Source organism: Pseudomonas sp. NFACC56-3, assembly GCF_900100025.1.
In the GTDB taxonomy this organism is placed as follows: domain Bacteria; phylum Pseudomonadota; class Gammaproteobacteria; order Pseudomonadales; family Pseudomonadaceae; genus Aquipseudomonas; species Aquipseudomonas fluorescens_AA.
In genome coordinates, this window is record NZ_FMTK01000010.1 from 103,429 (window position 1) to 122,690 (window position 19,262).

General features: G+C 60.2%; 12 protein-coding genes. 1 reads left to right on the top strand and 11 read right to left on the bottom strand.

Annotation, left to right across the window (positions count from 1 at the left end):
- Positions 1-16 precede the first annotated feature (16 nt).
- Complete coding sequence (locus tag BLO80_RS15550) at positions 17-763, top strand: flagellar brake protein (RefSeq protein ID WP_092330522.1); 747 nt, start codon at positions 17-19, stop codon at positions 761-763.
- 62 nt (positions 764-825) lie between these two features.
- Here the strand turns inward: BLO80_RS15550 and BLO80_RS15555 are convergent, their stop codons facing one another.
- From BLO80_RS15555 to BLO80_RS15605, 11 genes are all read right to left on the bottom strand, one after another.
- Positions 826-2,187, bottom strand: a complete 1,362-nt coding sequence (locus BLO80_RS15555) for an MFS transporter (protein ID WP_092330524.1) — start codon at positions 2,185-2,187, stop codon at positions 826-828.
- A 70-nt stretch (positions 2,188-2,257) separates the two neighbouring features.
- Complete coding sequence (locus BLO80_RS15560) at positions 2,258-3,499, bottom strand: glutamine synthetase family protein (RefSeq protein ID WP_175459509.1); 1,242 nt, start codon at positions 3,497-3,499, stop codon at positions 2,258-2,260.
- Between the two features lie 340 nt (positions 3,500-3,839).
- A complete protein-coding gene (locus BLO80_RS15565; RefSeq protein WP_092330528.1) occupies positions 3,840-4,532 on the bottom strand; it encodes a sensor histidine kinase in 693 nt (230 codons plus the stop codon).
- Entirely contained in the window at positions 4,525-6,132 is a 1,608-nt protein-coding gene (locus BLO80_RS15570; protein WP_092330530.1) for a tetratricopeptide repeat-containing response regulator, read from the bottom strand. Before BLO80_RS15570 ends, BLO80_RS15565 begins: the two co-directional genes overlap by 8 nt.
- Positions 6,133-6,510: 378 nt before the next feature.
- On the bottom strand, positions 6,511-7,107 hold the full coding sequence (locus tag BLO80_RS15580) for an imm11 family protein (protein ID WP_092169904.1): 597 nt from the start codon (positions 7,105-7,107) through the stop codon (positions 6,511-6,513).
- Between the two features lie 49 nt (positions 7,108-7,156).
- The gene (locus BLO80_RS15585) at positions 7,157-8,026 is read right to left on the bottom strand and encodes a hypothetical protein (protein ID WP_092330536.1); all 870 of its coding nucleotides are present in this window, start codon (positions 8,024-8,026) and stop codon (positions 7,157-7,159) included.
- Between the two features lie 53 nt (positions 8,027-8,079).
- Positions 8,080-8,694, bottom strand: a complete 615-nt coding sequence (locus tag BLO80_RS15590; RefSeq protein WP_092330539.1) for a GAD-like domain-containing protein — start codon at positions 8,692-8,694, stop codon at positions 8,080-8,082.
- A 164-nt stretch (positions 8,695-8,858) separates the two neighbouring features.
- Positions 8,859-9,146, bottom strand: a complete 288-nt coding sequence (locus tag BLO80_RS15595) for a hypothetical protein (protein WP_218189375.1) — start codon at positions 9,144-9,146, stop codon at positions 8,859-8,861.
- A 46-nt stretch (positions 9,147-9,192) separates the two neighbouring features.
- A complete protein-coding gene (locus BLO80_RS30665; protein ID WP_371856611.1) occupies positions 9,193-9,366 on the bottom strand; it encodes a DUF6990 domain-containing protein in 174 nt (57 codons plus the stop codon).
- Positions 9,367-9,809: 443 nt separating this feature from the next.
- The gene (locus tag BLO80_RS15600; RefSeq protein ID WP_092330541.1) at positions 9,810-10,166 is read right to left on the bottom strand and encodes a hypothetical protein; all 357 of its coding nucleotides are present in this window, start codon (positions 10,164-10,166) and stop codon (positions 9,810-9,812) included.
- On the bottom strand, positions 10,166-19,240 hold the full coding sequence (locus BLO80_RS15605; RefSeq protein WP_092330544.1) for a two-partner secretion domain-containing protein: 9,075 nt from the start codon (positions 19,238-19,240) through the stop codon (positions 10,166-10,168). Before BLO80_RS15605 ends, BLO80_RS15600 begins: the two co-directional genes overlap by 1 nt.
- Positions 19,241-19,262 lie beyond the last annotated feature (22 nt).

A 19,262-nucleotide genomic window follows, 5' to 3' on the forward strand; every position in this document is an offset into this window, starting at 1 on the left:
TGGAGATTGACCCACCGTGTTCAATGCCTCAAACGCGGATGACGCTCCGCAGCCCCCCAAGGTCCTCACCACGCCCCTGGAAATTTCTGGCAACCTGCGGATGCTGCAAGATAGCCATGACCCGCTGATCATTACCTTCCATGAACGTACCCAGCGCTTCCAGAGCTATCTGGTCGATGTCGATCGCGAGACCAACTCCATCGCCCTGGATGAAATGATTCCCCGGGACGGCGAGCGTTTCCTGCTGGCCGGCGAGCCGTTTCGCGTCGAAGGTTTCCATGACGGCGTGCGCATCGCCTGGGATGGCAAGGGTCCACTGACCATCGATGAATCCAGCGACGGTCGCTGCTATCGCGGCGCCCTGCCCGACGAAGTGGTCTACCACCAGCGTCGCAACGCTTTCCGCGCCGCCCTGAAACTGGCCCAACTGGTGAGCGTTGAACTGGGCGGCGACAAGCTCAAGTCCCCCGTGGACGGCAAGCTGCTGGACATCTCCGCCACCGGTTGCAAGTTGCGCTTTGACGGCGACATCACCCAACGCCTGCAATTGGGCCAGGTGTACGAACGCTTCATCGCGGCCCTGCCGTTTGGCAACATGATCGCCCCGGTCGAGCTGCGTTACCTGCATTTCGAAGAAAGATTCAACACCACGTTCGCTGGCGTACGCTTCCACAACATCAGCGGCCTGGTGCAACGGCAGGTCGAGCGGTTCGTCTACCAGCTCCAGCGTGAAGCCCGACGCTTCGATAAAGACGACCTCTGATCGTCCAGCCATGAAAAACGGGCAGTCCCTTGCGGTGACTGCCCGTTTTTTTCATGCCCGTTTCAAGGCCTGGCCTGGGTAAAGCTGGGGGGTTCAGGCGCCTCGGCGTCAACTTCAGCCACGGTCTCAGGGGCGGGCTCGGGCTCCACCTCCGGGCTGGCCGGTGCCTGCATCTGCTCCTGCACCACTTGTTCATCCACCCGCGGATCGAGGCACGCCACCAGAGGCGAACTCGACATGCTGTCCGGCATCGCCACGTGATGCAGCGGTGCGTCATCGACCTGATGCAGGTTGGTCACCGCTTTCGGCCGGATCCGCCACACCAGCACCAAAGCGAAGAAGGCGAAAAAGCCGTAGAGCATCTGGCTACCGAACATCTTCATCAGCACACCCGCCACCAGCGGCCCGATACTGGCGCCAACGCCATAGGTCACCAATAGCATCGCGGTCAGGGACACCCTTCGATCCGCTTCGACGTGGTCGTTGGAAAACGCCACCGCCAGTGGATACAGACAGAACTGCACCAGCGAACAGAAGAACCCGGCGACGAACAGCACCTCCAGCGGCACCGCCGGAAAGATCGCCAACGGCAGCGCACAAATGGCCAGGACCAGCGCAAAGCAACGGATCAGCAGCGCCCGGTCGTAACGGTCAGAGAGCCAGCCCAGCGGCCACTGCACCAACAATCCGGCAAAGATGCAGCTCCCCATGAACAGACCGACCTGCTCGGTCGACAGGCCCTGCTGGGAAGCGTACAGCGGCGCCAAACCATAGAACGAGCCGACGATCAGCCCCGAACCCAACACCGTACTCAACGACTGCGGCACACGCTTGATGAAGAAACGCGGCTCCATGGGCGCCGGGTGCAGCGCCGCCGGGTGAATGCGCCGGGTCAGCGTTACCGGCACCAGACACAGGGCGAAGCACAGCGCCACCAGCATCAGCAGCTCCAGGCCCAAGGCCGGGTGCATGACCAGGATCAACTGCCCCAGCACCAGCCCCAGGTACGAGGCGATCATGTAGCCGCTGAACACCACCCCGCGCTGCTTGGCATCGGCCTGCTCATTGAGCCAGCTCTCGATGACCATGTACTGGCACATCATGCCCAGACCAACAATCATCCGCAGCACGATCCACGCCGGCAGCCAGTCCACCAGGCCATGGCCCAGCACCGCCGCCCCGACGATCCCGGCGCAGGCCGAATAGGCGCGGATGTGCCCGACGCGGGCGATCAGCCGGTGGCCGATCTTGCCACCCAGCACCAGGCCGAAATAGTTGGCGGCCATCAGCGCACCGACCCAGAGGCTGTCCACATGGTCGGCGGCCAGGCGCAAGGCCAGGTAAGTACTCAAGAGGCCCGAGCCGATCAACATCATCAGCGAGGCGAAATAAAGCGCTCGAAAAGGTTTCCAGATTTGGCGCATCGGCGTTCCGAGCGGCTCCTTGAGGTGAGTAAGGGCTATCCGTTGAAGATAGCCCGGATGCAGCGGTTCTTTATGCCTGGGCCGCCAGGACACGTCGCTCCCAGGGGGTGATCTCATCGAAGAAGCTGGTCAGCTCCAGGGTCTTGGAAGCGATGTAGCCTTCGATGAACTCCGTGCCGAACAGTTCCTTCGCCAGATGACTACGCTTCAGACGCTCCAAGGCGGCATGCAAGGTACAGGGTAGCGAAAGATTATCCGGCACTTCGAATTCGCCCTGGATCGCCGCGCTCGGCTCCAGACGCTGTTCGATCCCGTACAACCCGGCGGCCAGGCTGGCGGCAATCGCCAGGTATGGGTTGGCATCGGCCCCGGGCAAGCGATTCTCGACCCGGCGGGCCACCGGCGAACTAGCGGGAATCCGCAGCCCGGCCGAACGATTGTCGTGGGACCAACAGGCATTGTTCGGTGAAGCGAACGGGTGGCACAGCCGCTGGTAGGAATTCACGTTCGGCGCGAACAACGCGGTGAAGTCCGCCAGGCAAGCCTGTTGCCCCCCGATGAAATGCCGGAACGCGGCCGTCGGCTCGCCCGCTTCGTCGCTGAAGACGTTGCGGCCGCTGCCCGCCTCGACGACGCTCTGGTGGATATGCATCGAACTGCCCGGCGTATGGGCCAGGGGCTTGGCCATGCAGACCACGGTCAGGCCGTGCTTGAGGGCCACTTCCTTGAGCAGGTGCTTGAATAAGAAGGTCTGGTCGGCCAGCAGCAGCGGGTCGCCGTGCAGCAGATTGATCTCGAACTGGCTCACGCCCATTTCATGCATGAAGGTGTCGCGCGGCAAGCCCAGCGCCGCCATGCAGGCATAGACCTCGCTGAAGAACGGGCGCAGGCCATTGTTGGAACTGACGCTGAACGCCGAGTGGCCGTCTTCGCGACGTCCATCCAGGCCCATCGGCGGCTGGAACGGCTGGGTCGGGTCCGGGTTGGGGGCGAACACGAAGAACTCCAACTCGGTCGCCACCACCGGCGCCAGGCCAAGGGCGGCATAGCGCGCGACAACGGCCTTGAGCTGGCCGCGCGTCGAGAGCCGGGAGCTTTCACCGGTCAGTTCGTCGGCGTCGCAGATGACCAGGGCCCGGGGCTGTTGGCTCCAGGGCAGGCGGTGGATCTGTTTCGGGTCGGCCACCAGCGCCAGGTCGCCGTCGTCGCTGCCATAGAAACGCGACGGCGGATAACCGCCCATGATGCATTGCAGCAGCACGCCCCGCGCCAGTTGCAACCGCCGGCCTTCGAGGAAACCTTCGGCGGTCATCACCTTGCCTCGCGGCACGCCATTCAAATCCGGCGTGACACATTCAATCTCATCAATGCCCGTCAGTCGCTGCGCGAGTGAACGCTGGCCATCGGTCGTCATGACGCAATCCTTGTTATGTGCGAGCCGCGAACGGCAACCCGTACAAAATAGGCTCCGGCTGTTCGGAATATCAAGCACCCTGAGACAATTAAAATCTTATGCGATATGGCTGTGGGAGCGAGCTTGCTCGCGATAGCGTCGGCCCAGCCAATATTGAGTTGACTGATACACCGCTATCGCGAGCAAGCTCGCTCCCACAGGGGATTTGTGTTGCCAGGGACACTCATGGAGGGCCTGTTCAGGGCAAGTAAAGCCGGAACACCCCACCGCCCAACACACCGCCATTGGCGATCTCGGTCCGCCCGCTCACACCGCCGCGCTGGTGCAGCCCGGCGATTCGCGCGGCGAAGTACAGGCCCAGCCCGGTGCTGCCGCTGCTGTGGTTGATGCCCTGCACATACTCGGCCTGACGCTCGATCATCTCTGGCGGGTAACCGTCGCCATCGTCATTGATGGTTAGCACCAGTTGCCCGGCTTCGTCGCTCACACTGATCAGCAGCGCCTGGCGCGCATGGCGAATGGCGTTGTTGATGCAGTTGTCGAGCACCGAGGCCACCAGCTCGCGGTCGAAAAAGCCCAAGGGGCTAAGGGGATCGACATCGTAGGTGGCCATGATTCCGCGGCTGCGGAACACATCCTGATGGCCGGCCAGTTGCGCCTCGATGAAATCGTCCAGCTCATGGTAGGCCGGGTGCAACGGCAACTGGTTGACGCCGAGCTTGTACAGCCCCAGCAACTGCACCATGAGGCCATTGAGGTGGGCGAACTCGAACTCGATGACGCCCTGCTCCGACGTCTGTCGCTCGGATTCGGGCTGGCGTTCGAGCCATTGCCCATGTGCCTGCATGAGCAAGGTCAGGGAGTTTTTCATGTCGTGCACGGTCGACGCGATCACCGTGGAAAAATCGAGGGCCTGTTCGCTGTCATTCATCGCCAAATGCCTTGCTTCGCAGTTTTTGATAACGCGCAAAACGCGCATCGGAGTCGGGCATCATGCCCACCAGTTTCAGGCAGTCGCGGCACTCCTGCAGCAGTTCCGACTCCACGCTGGTGTCGGTGCCATGCAGCAGCGATTGCGCCATGTTCAGGGCAATACTGATGTTCTTCGGTTGCATCTTCAGGGCGCGGCGGAACAGCTCCCGCGCTTCCGGCAATGCGCCGGTCTTGTAGACCCGCACACCTTCGCGGTTCAACTCGGCGGCGGCATTGCCCTGATTGAGGATGTTCGGGTCGTCGGTGAGCTTGGCAATGCCTTGCATCACCGCCGGGTCATCACCGTAGATTTCCGCGCAGTTCTTGAGCATCGACTCCCCGGCGCTGGTCTGGCCAAGCATTTGCAACTGCTTGGCCACCAGCAACGCGGCCTCGGCGCTCATGAACTGCTCCATGCCATCGAGGCGCTGCAGGGCCTGTTCGGTGAGCTTCTCGGCGGTTTCGGCATCGTTGAGCAACAGGCTGGTGGCCTTCATCAGCCGCGCCCGGACCTGCAACCCCGGGTCGTTGAGGTTCTCCTTCGCCACGGCACTGAGGGTAGTGTTGATCTCCAGCCGGGTGCGGGTATCGAGGCCTTTTTCGCTGCCCTTGCTGATCAGCGCATGGGCCAGGCCCAGATTGGTCTCCGGGTCCTTGAAGCGCGATTGCGCGCCCTGCCCGACCGCCTGGCGATAAGCCCTGGACGCGGTGTCATAGTCTTCGTTGGTCATTGCCAGCTTGCCCAACAGCGCCTGCCGACGGACCGCCAGCGGCGACAGGCGAACCGCTTCTTCCAGCACACTCTGGGCCTGTTTGGTGTCGCCTTCGGTCACCAGCACCTCGGCCATGCCGTCGTATAAGGCTGGCATCATAGGGAAGGTTTTCAAGGCCTTTTCATAGACCTCCTTGGCCTGCCCCACCTGACCGCGCTTGAACAGCAACTTACCCAGCCCCGCGTAGGCCCACGGCAACGGGCGATCCGCCAGGATGGAGTTGTACAGCCGCTCAAGGGCCTCGTTCTGATTCAGGTCACGCAACGCATCGGCCCGATAACGCAGGCACAACGGCCCGTAGCGCGGGTCCTGCTTGCACAAGGCGATGCAGGCATTGAGCACTTCCATCGGCTTGCCACGATCGAGGGCCTGCAGGATCGGCTTGAGCAGGGTCTTGCGCTGCTCGAGCCGCTCCAGCCGCTGGGCCAGGCCGGAGCGGTTGAACGGCTTGGTCAGGTAGGCATCCGGCTCATGCTCCAGGGCACTGAGCACCATCGCCTGGCTGGTCTCGGCGGTCACCATGAGAAACACACTTTCATGGCTGATCAGCTTCTCGACCATCAGGTCTTCCAGCACCTGCTGGCCATTCTTGCGGCCATCGCCCAGGTGATAGTCCTGCAAAATGAAGTCATAACGCTTCTGCGAGCACATGCGCAGCGCCACTTCACCGGTGTCGGCGGTGTCCACGTCCTTGACGCCCAGCTCACGCAGCATGGACCGGATCGAACTGCGGAAATCCGAGAAATCATCGACGATCAGAAAACTTTTTTGGTGGTACGCCAGCATCGAGGATGTCCAGGCAAGTAAGAAAATAACCCAATGGCATAACAACGAAACGCCGTGTCACAACCCCGAGGCGCGCAGATGATAGCCACCAGCCAGCAACGTTCAAGGGATTTCAGTAATCGCTTGGTCTGGCTGTGTCGTGACGCACATTGCGAGCCAAACGCAGGAGACAACCGGGCTCATCGGGTTATCGGCAGCAGATGGCGTTCCGTTAAGGGGAAGGTGTGGGAGAAACCGAGTGCAGAGAATCAGACCGTGGCGAGGGAGCTTGCTCCCGCTGGGCCGCGTAGCGGACCCGTTTTTGCGACTGCTGCGCAACCGAGCGGGAGCAAGCTCCCTCGCCACAAAGGACGATGTCAGGCTTCATCCCTCAAACAATCAGCAAATAACTTCACCCTCACCATTCACCCCCTCCAATAGCATGCCTCTGAGACCCGCACGCTCCAGCCGAAGCTTCACGTCCTCGCTAACGATCAATGCCCCCAAGTGTTTCTTGATACGAAAAATATGTTTTCCCTGGACCTTGGCAGGATCAATGACGAGATTCAGAAAAACGCTGTATTCGCCAGCTCGATCAGGTCGTACGGGATCATGGACCTCATATTTTTTGAAAGCGGAGCGTGATTCGTCTACGCAATCCAATTGGGTCTCGACAATCATCACATAGTAACGATCATGAGCTTGCTCGCCTGCAACCGACACAGGCTCGAGCACGACATTCATATACGGTTCATCAACGTCGGGAACGCCCAACAATGCATCCCTGGCTTTTTCACTCAAGACCGGTACAGAAGCATAGCCAGCCAAGGAAAAATCCAGACTCACACCTTCCTCACGAACCTCAAGGGCGTAAGTACATGGCTCCATGTACTCAGAAGGGGGGTCGATGAAGAGCCAGTTGTTGCAGTGCTTTATATCTCCCAAATACCAGCGTTCAGGAAACTGCACATCTTCCCGCAACAAGTAATACTTCATTTCAGCTCACCGCATGTCGTTGCTTAACTGAAAAGGGTCGCGCCTACGTTTAAAGCCCGAAGAAACGCTTGTAGGCCGTTTCCACCCGGACAGCAAGCTGATCAGAAATGATGACCAGGTGTTCTAGCGCAGCCGTCTCTGCGGACAATAAAGGGCTCGACACCGCTGGAACAGTTAAACCTAGCTGCTGTCGGACCTGGAAAATCGCGTGGATCTCCACAGGCAACAAATCGAAAGGCGCATATTTGAATTCAGGGTCCCACGCCCCACCGCGGTCTTCCGCATGGATGAGGTGATATTGACATAGCTCTTCCAGAGCATGAGCCAGCCCTTGTTCATCTGTCCATTTGTCTATCACGTTTTGATAAATCCCCAGATCCATCGACTTGATCTCTGAAAGCGTCTCTCCTTGCGTATAGACTGAATAAAGCCAGAGCATGAAAGGCTCGAATCGACGCTGTTCAAGATAGCTGGAATCCACGGCGCCATTGATAGTCAGCATTCCAGCCAGCACATCGGCCACGGACGCGGCCAGATCTCGACGATCAGCCACTATCAATCCGGCCAGCAAGCATCCAGCAATGCTCAATTGATTAGTCAAATTGGGGATGGTTTTGATGCCTTGAAGAAAACTCGTTTTTGAGAAAGTCTTGGCGTTGAGCATCAGCGCCCAATAACGGTACATCATCGAGCGCGAGACGTCTTCCCAGCCAGAAGCCTCTCCATCACTGACCGAGACTTCGCCCCGAATGCCGTAATATGTCGCCAGCATCCCCAACGAGTCAGCAACATTGTTCAATCCGCTTAATGAGTCGCTGGCAAGATCCTCATCAATATAGCCAAACTCTTGAGCCATCAGGCCTTCCGACTGGGAAAGCCAACGACGGTGCTGATCAAGCCGGACGTTGATTTCATCCATTTCGATACACTCCTTTTACACCAGCAGGACGTCCTTCCGCTTACCGTGCTCACTCAGGACCGCATCTGCCGAAGGATCGTTAAGTGAACCTCTAAATTGCACTTAACCAACTGATCCAGCGAAGCCGTCCCTCCAAAAAACAATGCAGGCTCAAAGCCATAGATCTCACGCTCGTCAAGTGCACCCAACTTCTCCAACGCCCGCTCAAATAGAAACTCACCTTGATGATCCTCCAGATCATAACGCTCCTTATCAGACATAGCGAAAAATGTCTGAAGGGCGAGATCCGGATCTTTATTAGGCGTTTTCAGCTTATTCATCAACGCGACGATAGAGCCCGTCGGACATGAAACTACAATTTTCTGATTGTATTTCTCCCCCCAAGCATAAAGAGTCCCAAACGCGCTTCTTGCAATAACGTGGTAATTATCTATCTGTGGAAATTCAGTACCCGCGAGCCACATATCGAGCAGATGTTTATAATCATCCGGGTTCACTGTCCAGAAAAGGCCATTGGCATATCCACACCAACCCTCCTCCTGCCAATAGTCGAGCAGCGCGTCAGGGAGCACTTTACGGTACTTCTCAATTTGGGAGTCAGACACCTGTCGATGAGATGTGGCCTCCCCCATCACGCTGATGAAATACTGGAAATCTTCATCCCTCAACTTGTCGTCGCTCCTCTGAGTAGCACTGAAAAGAAAGGGACGGATCTATCAAAGAGCAATTATATAATACCTGCCCCCTTTCCTATCAATGCAATATTCTCGGTCCCTATCTCCACAAAAAACCTAATCATCATAATTGTAGTCAATACTAATTTTCATCCTCTCTACATCCAACGTAACTGCACACGAAGACCAAGCCTTTCCATTTTGGCACAATCCATTTCAACATAATAGCGCCGAAGCTCAACCAACAACTCTGTCAAGTCTCCCACAGCCCTGCTGTCTGGATCGAACCAGCTTGAGCGGTTTGTCTTATCGAAATAATCAAACTCATAACTTCCTCCATCGCCCTCGGCAAAAAGTCTAGCTCTAACAACTATTTTCTGGGCCTCCGAGGGACCAGCATCCAATAAAAGCTGGCCAATTTTTTGATACAGCCTCTGCTCACTCATCAGTTTCCACCTTTAGGTGCATTTTTAGAGAGAAAAGGGGACAGATTTATTTAAGAACAGCGCAATTAAATAAATCTGCCCCCTTTTCCGCTCGAAGTTGAACCTCTCCGACATCAATGACACAAAAATAGTCACCTACTTCATCCTTGCTACAGACCCAGCCCTGTTCACTCAAGATTGAAACAATATCTTTTCTTCCATTACTTCGCCCCAGGAAAATTCATAATCTCTATAGGAATGCCGTTAGGGTAACCTTGATCCTTTAACGGAACCCCCGGCGTCAGGCCAAAGCTTTCAGCCACTTTCCCCCTAGGAATTGAGAAAAGGGGCCAGAGAAAAGGGGCCAGATTTATTTAAGACCAGGACAACCAAATAAATCTGTCACCTTTTCCCATTAACTCTTGGCAAGAGATACAGAGACTTTTCCATATCTCCAGAGGCAAGAACACGCTCAGTTCTATCAACCAACTCTTACGAGGACGGGAAATAACTAAATATACGTCGAACCTCCTCGGAGCCACTGTGCGCTTTCAACAATCCCAAAAAGTGAGACTTATCAAAAACCGCCCTGTCTTCACAGAAGGCACACCAGCTCGACAACAAAGAACTCATGTTTATTTCTCGCCAGTTTTTGGTGTAGGCGGCAATAAATCCTCGCAACCGTTACTCTTCATCCCAGAATTCCCCTGGTGGTGCATATTCACCGCCCCTCAAGATAGCGCACCAACCAAAACTCCTATAAAACATCTCAAGATCAATTATTTCATAAACCCCACCCCCAATATCCTTCAGAGTAATCAGACCAGAAGCATGATGCGTATACTGACCACCCGCCCCTGCAACAGCTCTTAACTCCAATTCTTTCCGATCCCATCCCAACACCACTCCAGACGATTCAGGAATAGTTTCCGCAAAAAAAACCTCAAACTCGCTGGCTATCTTGCATACACAGGGAATCCGCTTCTGCCGAAGCAACTCATCCGTAACCAAATTATTGGGAAATTCAATTTTCAACTTCATTACAAAGCACTCCGAGGCACAACAACCTCACCTGAAAAATTTTTCTCAAAGGTACTGACAGGGCTAAAATACTGAGTGCCATGCGGATCACGGATGGCAACAACAGGGATATTATTTCTTGTTGTAATTCCATCCACGACAACGAAATGCGAGAAATCAGAGCCTCCGGACTTGTCAAAAATACGGACAACCACTGGAGTCCCTTTTGAAGTGTATCTAGCCAAGTCAGCAACATTCCTGCTCCCAAAGGCACTTGCAGGCACACCTTCAGAATTCATCAGAATAGCAACATCTCGAGCGAAAATCCCTTTTTCAGAAGGAGGAAGCTTCTGGATAAGAGTACCTATATCAACGTTTTTTCCCAACGTATCCAAGACCATACCGCAAGAATTGTGACCGCAAGTAGGTACAGACCCCTGATTCACTGTTAGACGGTCACCGTTTCTCGGTATTGCATCATCAAGCAACGGGTTTTTGGCTCCCGCGCCAGCGATCTCACCAGCTTTCGTAAGCCTGGCCATATCAGCCATCTTTTCAAGCCCTTCCGCCCCCACCTTGATTCCGGCTTTCGCCAGCGCCACGCCACCTTTCGCCGCTCCGCCAACCCCCGTGGCAATACTGCCAACCTGCCAAACGAGCTCGCCAATATCCTGGCCCAGTTGCACAGCGCGGTCGTCGCCGCCGTTTTCCAGAGCGTCTTTCACGCGGTCGAGTTTGGCGTTGAGTTCGTTGACCACGCCATCGCCGAACTGCTTGCGGGCCTCGGGGTCGTTGATCAGGGCTTTGAGGCCGTTGATTCCGTCAACCGGATGGAGGAAGAATTGCGCCAGCCCCTCGACGTCGCTCCAGCCCGCCTGCACCAGGCCTTTGCCCACGCCGAAGCGGGTCAGTACGTCTTGCTTCTGGTTGATGTACCCCCATTTGGCGATCACTTGCGCCTTCGCCAGCAGCCCATCGGCCTCGCTGTATTCCTTCTCGGCCTGGACCAATTGCTGGGTCGCCAGCCAGTTGTTGTCCACCGCGGCGCCGGCCGCGCTGGTGGCGGTGGCCGGGTCCAGCGAGGAGCTGGTGGCCGCCAGCCCAGTGACGATGCTGACAATCAGGTTGCGCTTGGCTTCGCGCTGGGCTTCGCTTTCATCGGGGCTGGCTTCGGAGAACAGGCCGGTGAGCAGGCTTGATGCCGCCGCGCCCGCGGCACCGCTGCCACAACTCTGGCTGCTGGCCGCGGCCCCCGCGCAGGCGACGATGCCGTGCAGGGCGGCGTGCAGCGGCGAGCCTTCGGTGAGCTTGCCGTCCGCCACCAGGTCGCCGATGTAGCCGGCGCCCTGCTGTTGCACGTAATTGACCACCAGCCCTTGGACGAACGCGCTGTTGCCGCCACTGATGTTGCCGCTGGCCGCGCCCACCAGGGCAGTGGTGATCTGCCGGTAGGTACCGCCCGCGCCCCACTTGTCGGCGATGCCGCTGGCTTCGGCATTGAGGCGCTGAGCGTTGCCGAGCAGCGCCAGGCGTTCGGTGTCGGTGAGTTGGGCGTTGGGGTCCAGGGCCGCAGCCTGAGCCGCCTCGGCCTGTTTGCGCTTGAGGTCGACTTCCTTGGCCTTGTTGGCGAGCAAGGTGCTGGCCTCGTTGGCGAACGCTCCGACAATCTCGAAACCGGCACGGATTTCGTCTTCATCGAAGATCGGCTTGAGCGTGTTGGTGGTGTCGCGGTCGCTGGAGACATCGCGGTTGAGGCTGGCGACGGTTTGCTCGCCATTCTTGCCGGTGCGCTTCTGTTGCTCGGCGTCGTTGCTGATGACGATGGTGCCGCCACTGATGCCACTGCGAGTGACGCTGCTGGCGTCGTCGCTGGCACTGATGGCAATCGGCATGGTGGCGCTGAGGTCGTTATCGTTCTTCGGCAAGTCGGTGCCAGGGGTTTTCGTGCCGCCGCTGGTGGCGTTGCCCTGCTGGTCCTTGCCGACTTCGCGGTAGCCGCCCCCGACGCTGACGGTGCTGGCGTCGTACTCGGCCTTGTTCTTGATGTCGCGGCTGGTGAGGCTGGCGGTGACCAAGCGGTTCTTGCCGTCCTGCACCGCCTTGTCGCTGCTGGCGATGACGCCGCCAACCAAGTCGGTGTTGCCACCTACGCGAATGTCGAAGCCGTCGTCCCCGGCCTTGATGCCCGATTGCTCGGTCACGCTGGCGTAGTTGGAGTCGATATCCGTGGCACCGAAGCTGCCACTGGCACCGCTGACCGAACTCATGCCGTAGCAGAACGGCGGAATGCACAGGCTGATGCCAAAGCCCAGGCTCTTCTCATCGACCACGTAGGTGTTGGTGTCTTGCAGGCTTTCGATGTTCAGGTCGCCGCCGATGTCGGCCAGGACCTGTTTGCCACTGGCCACCGCGCCTTTGAGGTTGGTGTCGCCGCCGGAGGCCAGCAGCAACTGGTTGCCCGCCTGGACATGGGTATTGGTGTGGGTGAGTCCATCGCCATCCGCCTGGCCGCGACTGCCGGATGCCCCCAGGTCCAGGGTGAAACCGTTGCGTGTGCCGCCCAGGGAAAAGCCGATGCCGATGCTCGCGCTGGTGCCTTTGCTGTCGGTTTCCTGCTTGTCGGTATTGCGGGCGGCGAGCAGGTTGATGTCACCGTCCGCCAGCAGGCTGGCGTTGCGTCCGGCCTTGATATCGCTGCCTTGCACGGTGATGTCGCTGGCGGCCCCGGCGCCCGTGGCGCGCAGGCGGATGTCATTGCCGGCGGTCATGGTCGAGCCGGCCGCGCTGTCGCTGGTGTAGGTGGTGGTGCTTTGGTTTTTCTTGGTGCCCAGCGACAGGCTGATGTTGATCCCGCCCGCCGAACCCGGGTCCATCGCCACGGCGGTCGCCGCGTTGTTGGCGGCCAGCACGGCGGTGGCGGCGGCCAGGGCCTTCATGCGCCCGTCGTCGGTTTTCTCCGACGCATGTTTCATTTGCTGGGACGTCTGGATCGCGCTGATCACCGGGTTGGTCACGGTAAGGGTGAACCCGGTCTGCTTGAACAGGGTTTCACGCTCGCGTTCGCGGGTGTTGCGCGCCTCGACGACATCGATGGTCTGCGCCGTGACGTCGATGTTGCCTTGTGGCGCCGACACCTGGCTGCCCACCTGGCGATAGCCCTTTCCGGCTTCGATCAACACATCGCCGGCGGTCGAGCCGACGGTGCTGGCCGCAGCCGTGTGCTCGGTGGTGAGGTCCTTGACGCTCTGTTGCTGGGTCCCCAGGGTGACGGCGATGCCACCGCCGCTGAACAGGCCGCTTTTCTTCACGGACTTGTCGTGGCGCTCGCTGCTGCTGGCGGTGTCGGCTTCGATGTTGACGTTGTTGTCCGCCACCAGAACCGTCTGGGTCGTGGACACCACGTTGCTGCCCTTGAGGTTGATGTCGCGACCGGCCTGGACATAGGTCTGCTCGCCACTCAGGGTGGAACCTTCGACCGAGGTCTGGCTAATGGTGTCACGGGTGGTGGTGGTCTTGCTGGAGAACATCCCGTTGCTGCCTTTGACCTTGTGCGCTTCATCGGCGAACTGGTAGTTCTGGCCGGCGGTCAGGTTGACGTCGCGCTTGGCCTCGGCAAACACTGCGCCTTGCTCGCTGGTGACACGGGCGGCGCGGGCGTTGAGGTCCTGGCCCGCGCTCAAGCGCACGTCGCCCTGCCCTTGGACCAGGGAGCCGACTTCGGTCCGGCTGGCGTCCTTGCGCCAGTTGCTGCTGTTCCAGGTCAGCCCTTGCTCGTGCGCTTCGCCGACGGTGGCCAGGTTGATGTTCTTGCCCGCCTCCAGCAACGTGCTGCCGCCCTTGCCGGCATTGACCACCTGGGCCCCGGTGAGGTTGAGGTCGTTGCCGGCGCTCACACCCATCGTGCCCTGGGCGCCGCTGACGAACAGCCCGGCGACCCGCGACAGGTTGGTGCGGGTGCCTTGGGCACTGCTGCTGTCCCGGCTGCTGGAAATGACATTGATGTCCTGCCCGGCCTTGACCGACAGGCTGTCCACGGCACCGATCAGGCCACCGAGGTTGTTGAGGTTTTCCCGCGCGGTGAGCGATGCCTTGTCGGCCTGGATACGCCCACCAAGGTTCTCGATGTTCTGCGCGGTGATCGCCATGACGCTGCGCCCGGCGAGGCTGCCACTGTTGACCAGGTCGCCGGCGATGTTCAGGTTCAACTGCTGCCCGGCAATCAGGGCGCCGGAGCCGTTGAGGTCGCCTTCCTGGACCCGTACGTACACTTGCGGCACCAGCACGTTGCGGGTGTCACCGTTGGCCAGGGTCACCTGCTTCTGCACCAGCCAGACAATGTCGCTGGTCAACTGGGCCATCTGCGCGGAGGTCAGGGCCACGCCGGGCACCAGTTGCCACTGGCTGGCGACGGTCACGGCGTTGTCGATCAGGGCACGGTATTGCGCCTCGTCATTGGCGTAGCCGTCGAGGAAACGTCGACCGGTGAGTTGCGCCACTTGCTCGCGAATCAGCTTCTGCTCATAGAAGCCGTCGCCCAGACGTTGTTGCGTCAGTGCCGGGTCCACTTGCAGGCGCTGCAACATGTAGTCCGACGACAGCCAGGTGCGATAGCTGGCAAAACGCGGATCGGTTTCGATCAGGTAGCGGCTGGTGCTCTGGGGGTTGGTGCTGAACAGGCTGTTGTTCGGTAATGCCAGGGATGGCCCGCCGCTGCGGATCTGCTCGGCGACGCCCTTGCCGTTCAGGGTGGTCTGGGCCGCGACCTGAACGATGGGCGCCACTTGATAGGTCCTGTCGACCGGGGCGCTGACCGTGCCTGTGGCGGCGATCTGCTCGCTGACGCCCTGTGTGGCACGGGCGCCGATCTGGGTGCCGGTCCCGTTGCCAGTGGCGTTCTGGGCGAACACGGTCGGTTGCAGGGTGATGTCCTGGATCAAGGAGGCAGGCGTGTAGGCCGTGACGGCTGTTCCTTGACGGTCCCGGCCCTTGCGCTGGATGCGATAGAAATTCGTAGCGGTGCCACTGTCGGTGGTGGTGCGCTGGCCGGTCAATTCGGTGTTGGTCAGGCTGGCAATGTTGGCCTGCAACAACCCGCCGGCAATGATGCGGCTCTTGTCGTTGAGCACATCGCCTGCGTTGATTTGCATCGTCCCGCCAGAGAGGATCTGCGCCGGTGCCGAGGTGGCGATCTGGGTTTCCTGGACCACGCGGGTGTAGTCGTAGCGGTTCCAGTTGTCTTTGCGCCCCTCGGGCGTGTAGAGGTACAGGACCTCATCGTTGCGCAGGGAAATCTGGTCGCCCTGGTAGCGGTTCGGCGAACCGCTGAGCTGGAACTCCTGCAAGGCCGTGCGGCTGACTTCCACCTGTTGGGTGCTGAAGTGTTCGTTGGTGTTGCGCACGCTTTGCACATCGAGCGACAGGTTGCCGAGGGCCTCGATGGTCGCGCTGGCGTTGCTCAGCAGTTGGGCCCGCTCCTGGGCCTTGTCAGTGGCGCTCAGCGCACCGCCGATGGCGAGGTCCCCGGCACTGAAGATCAGCGCCCGTTCGCGGTTGTCCAGGGTGCCGGTGCCAATGTCCAGCGACTCGCGGGCGGCGATGGTCGCGGCGACACCGTTTTCATCGCGGTTGCTCAGTGCCGAGGTGGCGATCGCCAATCGATCACCGTACAGGCGCCCGGTGCCCAGGTTATTCAGCGACAGCGCTTGCACACGCACTTGCTGGCCGTCGATCAGGCCACGGTTGGTCAGGCTGTCGTTGACGTTCAGGCGAACCTGGCCGGCGCTGATCTCGCCGTTGGCGGCGTTGTCCAGCGTCTGCGAGTGCACCAGCAGGAGATTGCCCGCCAGCAGTTTTCCGCTGTTGTTGAAAGCCCCATCGGTGCTCAGGTCAACCTTGTTATTGGCCTGGATCTGTCCACTCAGGTCCAGGCCACTTTGCAGGCTGAACGTCAGGTCGCCCAGGCTCAGGGCCCGACCGGTGCCCGCGTAATAGGCGGCGTTGAGGGACAACAGGCTGCCGGCGAGCAAGGTCCCGTCGAGGTTGTGCACCGACTGGCGACGTTGCGCCGGATCGCGATCGGTGATGGTCAGGCCGGCCCCCGAGGAAATCAGGCCGCCCTGGTTATCCAACGCCTGGCTGACGCCGATGGACAACCCTTGGTCGGCGCGCACGGCACCGGCCTGGTTGCCGAAGGTGTTGAGCGCCAGGCTCATGGCGCGACCTTCGAGCCCCTGGTTGGCACCTTGGGTGGCGCTGTTGTCGAGCACGTCGGCAGTCACGCCCAGGGTGCCCGCGCTGCGCACCAGTCCGCCCTGGTTGTTGAGGGTCTCACCCAGCGACAACTGGAGATCGCCGAGGCCCTGCAACTGACCGCCGCGGTTATCCACCCGGGCGCCTTCGACCTGAACGCTCTTCTGGCCAATGATCTGGCCGCCGCTGCCGTTGGTCAGGTCGGTGGCCTTGAGCACCAGCGCGCCCTTGGCACCGAGGAATCCGGCGCTGTTGTTGAACTGGGCGCTGTGGATTTCCACCGCATCCTGGCCGCTGATGCCTTGGGTGGTGCCAGACTGAAGGTTGTTCAGCGCCTGGCTGCCGGTGTCGATGAACAGCTTGCCCTTGGCCTGGATCAGGCCCGCCGCGTTGCGCAACTCACCGCTGCGCAGGTCGAGGGTCGCGCCGGCATTCAACGTGCCCTGGCTGTTGTCCAGCAGCAGGCCGTGGCTGTTCAGGTCCAAGGCCTGGCCACTGATCACCCCGCCCTGGTTATTCAAACCTTGGGCCGACAGCGTGATATCGCCCAGCGCTTCAAGGCGCCCGCCGCTGTTGTTCAGCGCATCCGCCGAGACGCTGACCAGCAACCCGGACTTCACCGAGCCCAGCACGCCGTTGGTGTTGTTCAACTGCCCGGCGATGATCTGCATGCGCTGGGTCGCGGCCAGCGTGCCACCAATGTTGTTCAAGCGATCGAACGTCGCGTCCAGCTCACCGCCGGCACTCACTGTGCCTTGGGTGTTATCCAGCGCCTCGCCGCTGACCTTTGTCGTACCGCTGGCGGCCAGCGTCCCGCCACCGTTATTGATCTCTTTGTCGGCCGTGACGGTCAACGCACCGTTATCGGTGGCGAGGACTTTGCCGCCCTGGTTGTTCAACGTGCCGACCTTCAAAACCACCGCTGCAGGACCGCTGACTTGCCCGGCCTGATTGTCGAAGCGTTCACGGGCGGTGACCTGCAACGGTTGCGCGCCGGTCTGGAGAATGCGCCCACGCTGGTTGGACAGGGTCGTGGTGTCGAGCGTGATCTGTTGACCTTGGGTCAGGCCGTCATCGACCACCACCTCACTGGCCTTGACACTCAACTTGCCATTGCTCGCCAGAGTGCCTTTGCTGCCGGCCAACTGGTTGGCCTGGATGTCCAGGGTGCCTTTGCCGGCGTGCTCGACCTTGCCGTTGTTGTTGTCGAGGCGATTGGCGCCAAGCTTCAGGTTGCTGGCGTTGGAGGCAATACGGCCACCGCTGTTGTCGAGCGTGGCGGCAGCGGTGATCGACGTGTCGGCGGTGCCGGTCTGCACCAGTTCACCGCCGGCATTGGACACATCCCGCGCACTCAATTGCAGGTTGCCAGCGCTGACTTTGGCCGCATCGGTGCGCAGGGTCTTGGCCGCTTTGGCGGTCAGCACCTGGGCCGCATCGACTTGGCTGCCACTGAGGTTGGCATCGCCGGAACTGGCCGTCAGCGTGACGTTGCTGCCCAGGGTCTGGCTGCCACTCAGGTCCAGGTCAGCGGCCTCGACGCCGACATCGCCGCCGGCAAGGTTCTGGCCTTGCGCCTTGATCGTGGTGGCCCGTAGCGCGAGGTTGCCACTCTTGCCCAGCTTGCCGTCCGCGCCAACGCCCGCCGCCAGGCTCGACGCCTTGGTGCTGCGAATGGCCTTGGCGGTGAGTGTGGTGTGGTTCTGGCTGGCAATGGTGCCGCTGTTGTCGATATCACCGACGCTGTCGAGCTTCAGGTCGCCCTTGGCGTAGAGCGTGCCGCTGTTGTCAACGCTGGCGGCAGTGATTTGCGTCGCCGTTGCGCTGCTGATCGCGCCCTGGTTTTGCAATTTGCCGTCGGCGCTGATCACCACCTCGCCAGCCATGGCGCCGATCTGCCCGGCGTTGCGCACCCCCACGCCGGACTCCGTGCCCACCAGCATGATCTTCCCGGCATACATGCCGCCGAGCTTGGCAACGTCGATGGCAACGGTGGGTTTTTCTCCCTCGGTGCCCGGCAGCGGCGTGGCCTGGGTGTTATCGGCATTGACCTGATTACGTCCGGCGGTGACCTTCAAGTCGTTGGCCCACACCCCGGCGTTGACCTGCACCGAGCGGGCAATCAGGTCCGTGTAGTCAGCCTCGCGGGCATCCAGGCCTTTGCCTTCGATGTTGATCGCGCCGCCCTGCACGGTGTAGCCCGTGATGCGACCGTTCTCCAACTGCGCGCGGCCGGTGCTGAGGGTGGCCCGGTCGGCGTTGATGAAGCCGCAACCGTTGCAAGTGATGCCGGAGGGGTTGGCGATGACCACTTCGGCGCGCTGGCCGGCGACTTCGACGTAACCGCGCAATTGGCTGGGGTTGCTGGAATTGACTTCGTTGAGGATGACCCGCGCGCTGCCATTGCCCAACATCGGGTTGCCTTCGATCCAACCGCCCAGTTTCGTCTGGCTGTTGCCTGCGCCGTTGTTGAGGATCACCCCCCGGCTGTCGACATCGAACTGGTTGTAGGTGTTGCGCGAGACCCCGCCGGCGCTGGGCGCGCGGATATTCACCTGCGGCGTGCCGTTGGCGCTTTGTATCACCGTCGGTTGTTGGCCAGCCGGAGCGCCTGGGTCGGCGACGATGGTGCCGGCCCAGGTCGGTGCGACGCTCAGGGACACCAGGCCGATCGCTGTCATCACGGCAAAGCGCAACGCCCCCAGTGTCGCCGTGCAAGCCGCTGCGCCCGTCGTCGGCCCGGAGCGGGTCCCCGGCGCCTTGACCTGGCTGGTGACGTTCTCGGCTACGACCATCAACAGCCCGCGGGCCTTGTTGAAAACGATTCGGTACAGATGCTTGTTCATAGCAATTCCATTTGCGGAGCCT

What these genes read in the sequence shown, in the direction of transcription:
- BLO80_RS15595 (WP_218189375.1), bottom strand. Translation starts at nt 9,146, where the DNA reads ATGAGTGAGCAGAGGCTGTATCAAAAAATTGGCCAGCTTTTATTGGAT.
- BLO80_RS15555 (WP_092330524.1), bottom strand. Translation starts at nt 2,187, where the DNA reads ATGCGCCAAATCTGGAAACCTTTTCGAGCGCTTTATTTCGCCTCGCTG.
- BLO80_RS15560 (WP_175459509.1), bottom strand. Translation starts at nt 3,499, where the DNA reads ATGACCGCCGAAGGTTTCCTCGAAGGCCGGCGGTTGCAACTGGCGCGG.
- BLO80_RS15600 (WP_092330541.1), bottom strand. Translation starts at nt 10,166, where the DNA reads ATGAAGTTGAAAATTGAATTTCCCAATAATTTGGTTACGGATGAGTTG.
- BLO80_RS15605 (WP_092330544.1), bottom strand. Translation starts at nt 19,240, where the DNA reads ATGAACAAGCATCTGTACCGAATCGTTTTCAACAAGGCCCGCGGGCTG.
- BLO80_RS15585 (WP_092330536.1), bottom strand. Translation starts at nt 8,026, where the DNA reads ATGGATGAAATCAACGTCCGGCTTGATCAGCACCGTCGTTGGCTTTCC.
- BLO80_RS15570 (WP_092330530.1), bottom strand. Translation starts at nt 6,132, where the DNA reads ATGCTGGCGTACCACCAAAAAAGTTTTCTGATCGTCGATGATTTCTCG.
- BLO80_RS15580 (WP_092169904.1), bottom strand. Translation starts at nt 7,107, where the DNA reads ATGAAGTATTACTTGTTGCGGGAAGATGTGCAGTTTCCTGAACGCTGG.
- BLO80_RS15565 (WP_092330528.1), bottom strand. Translation starts at nt 4,532, where the DNA reads ATGAATGACAGCGAACAGGCCCTCGATTTTTCCACGGTGATCGCGTCG.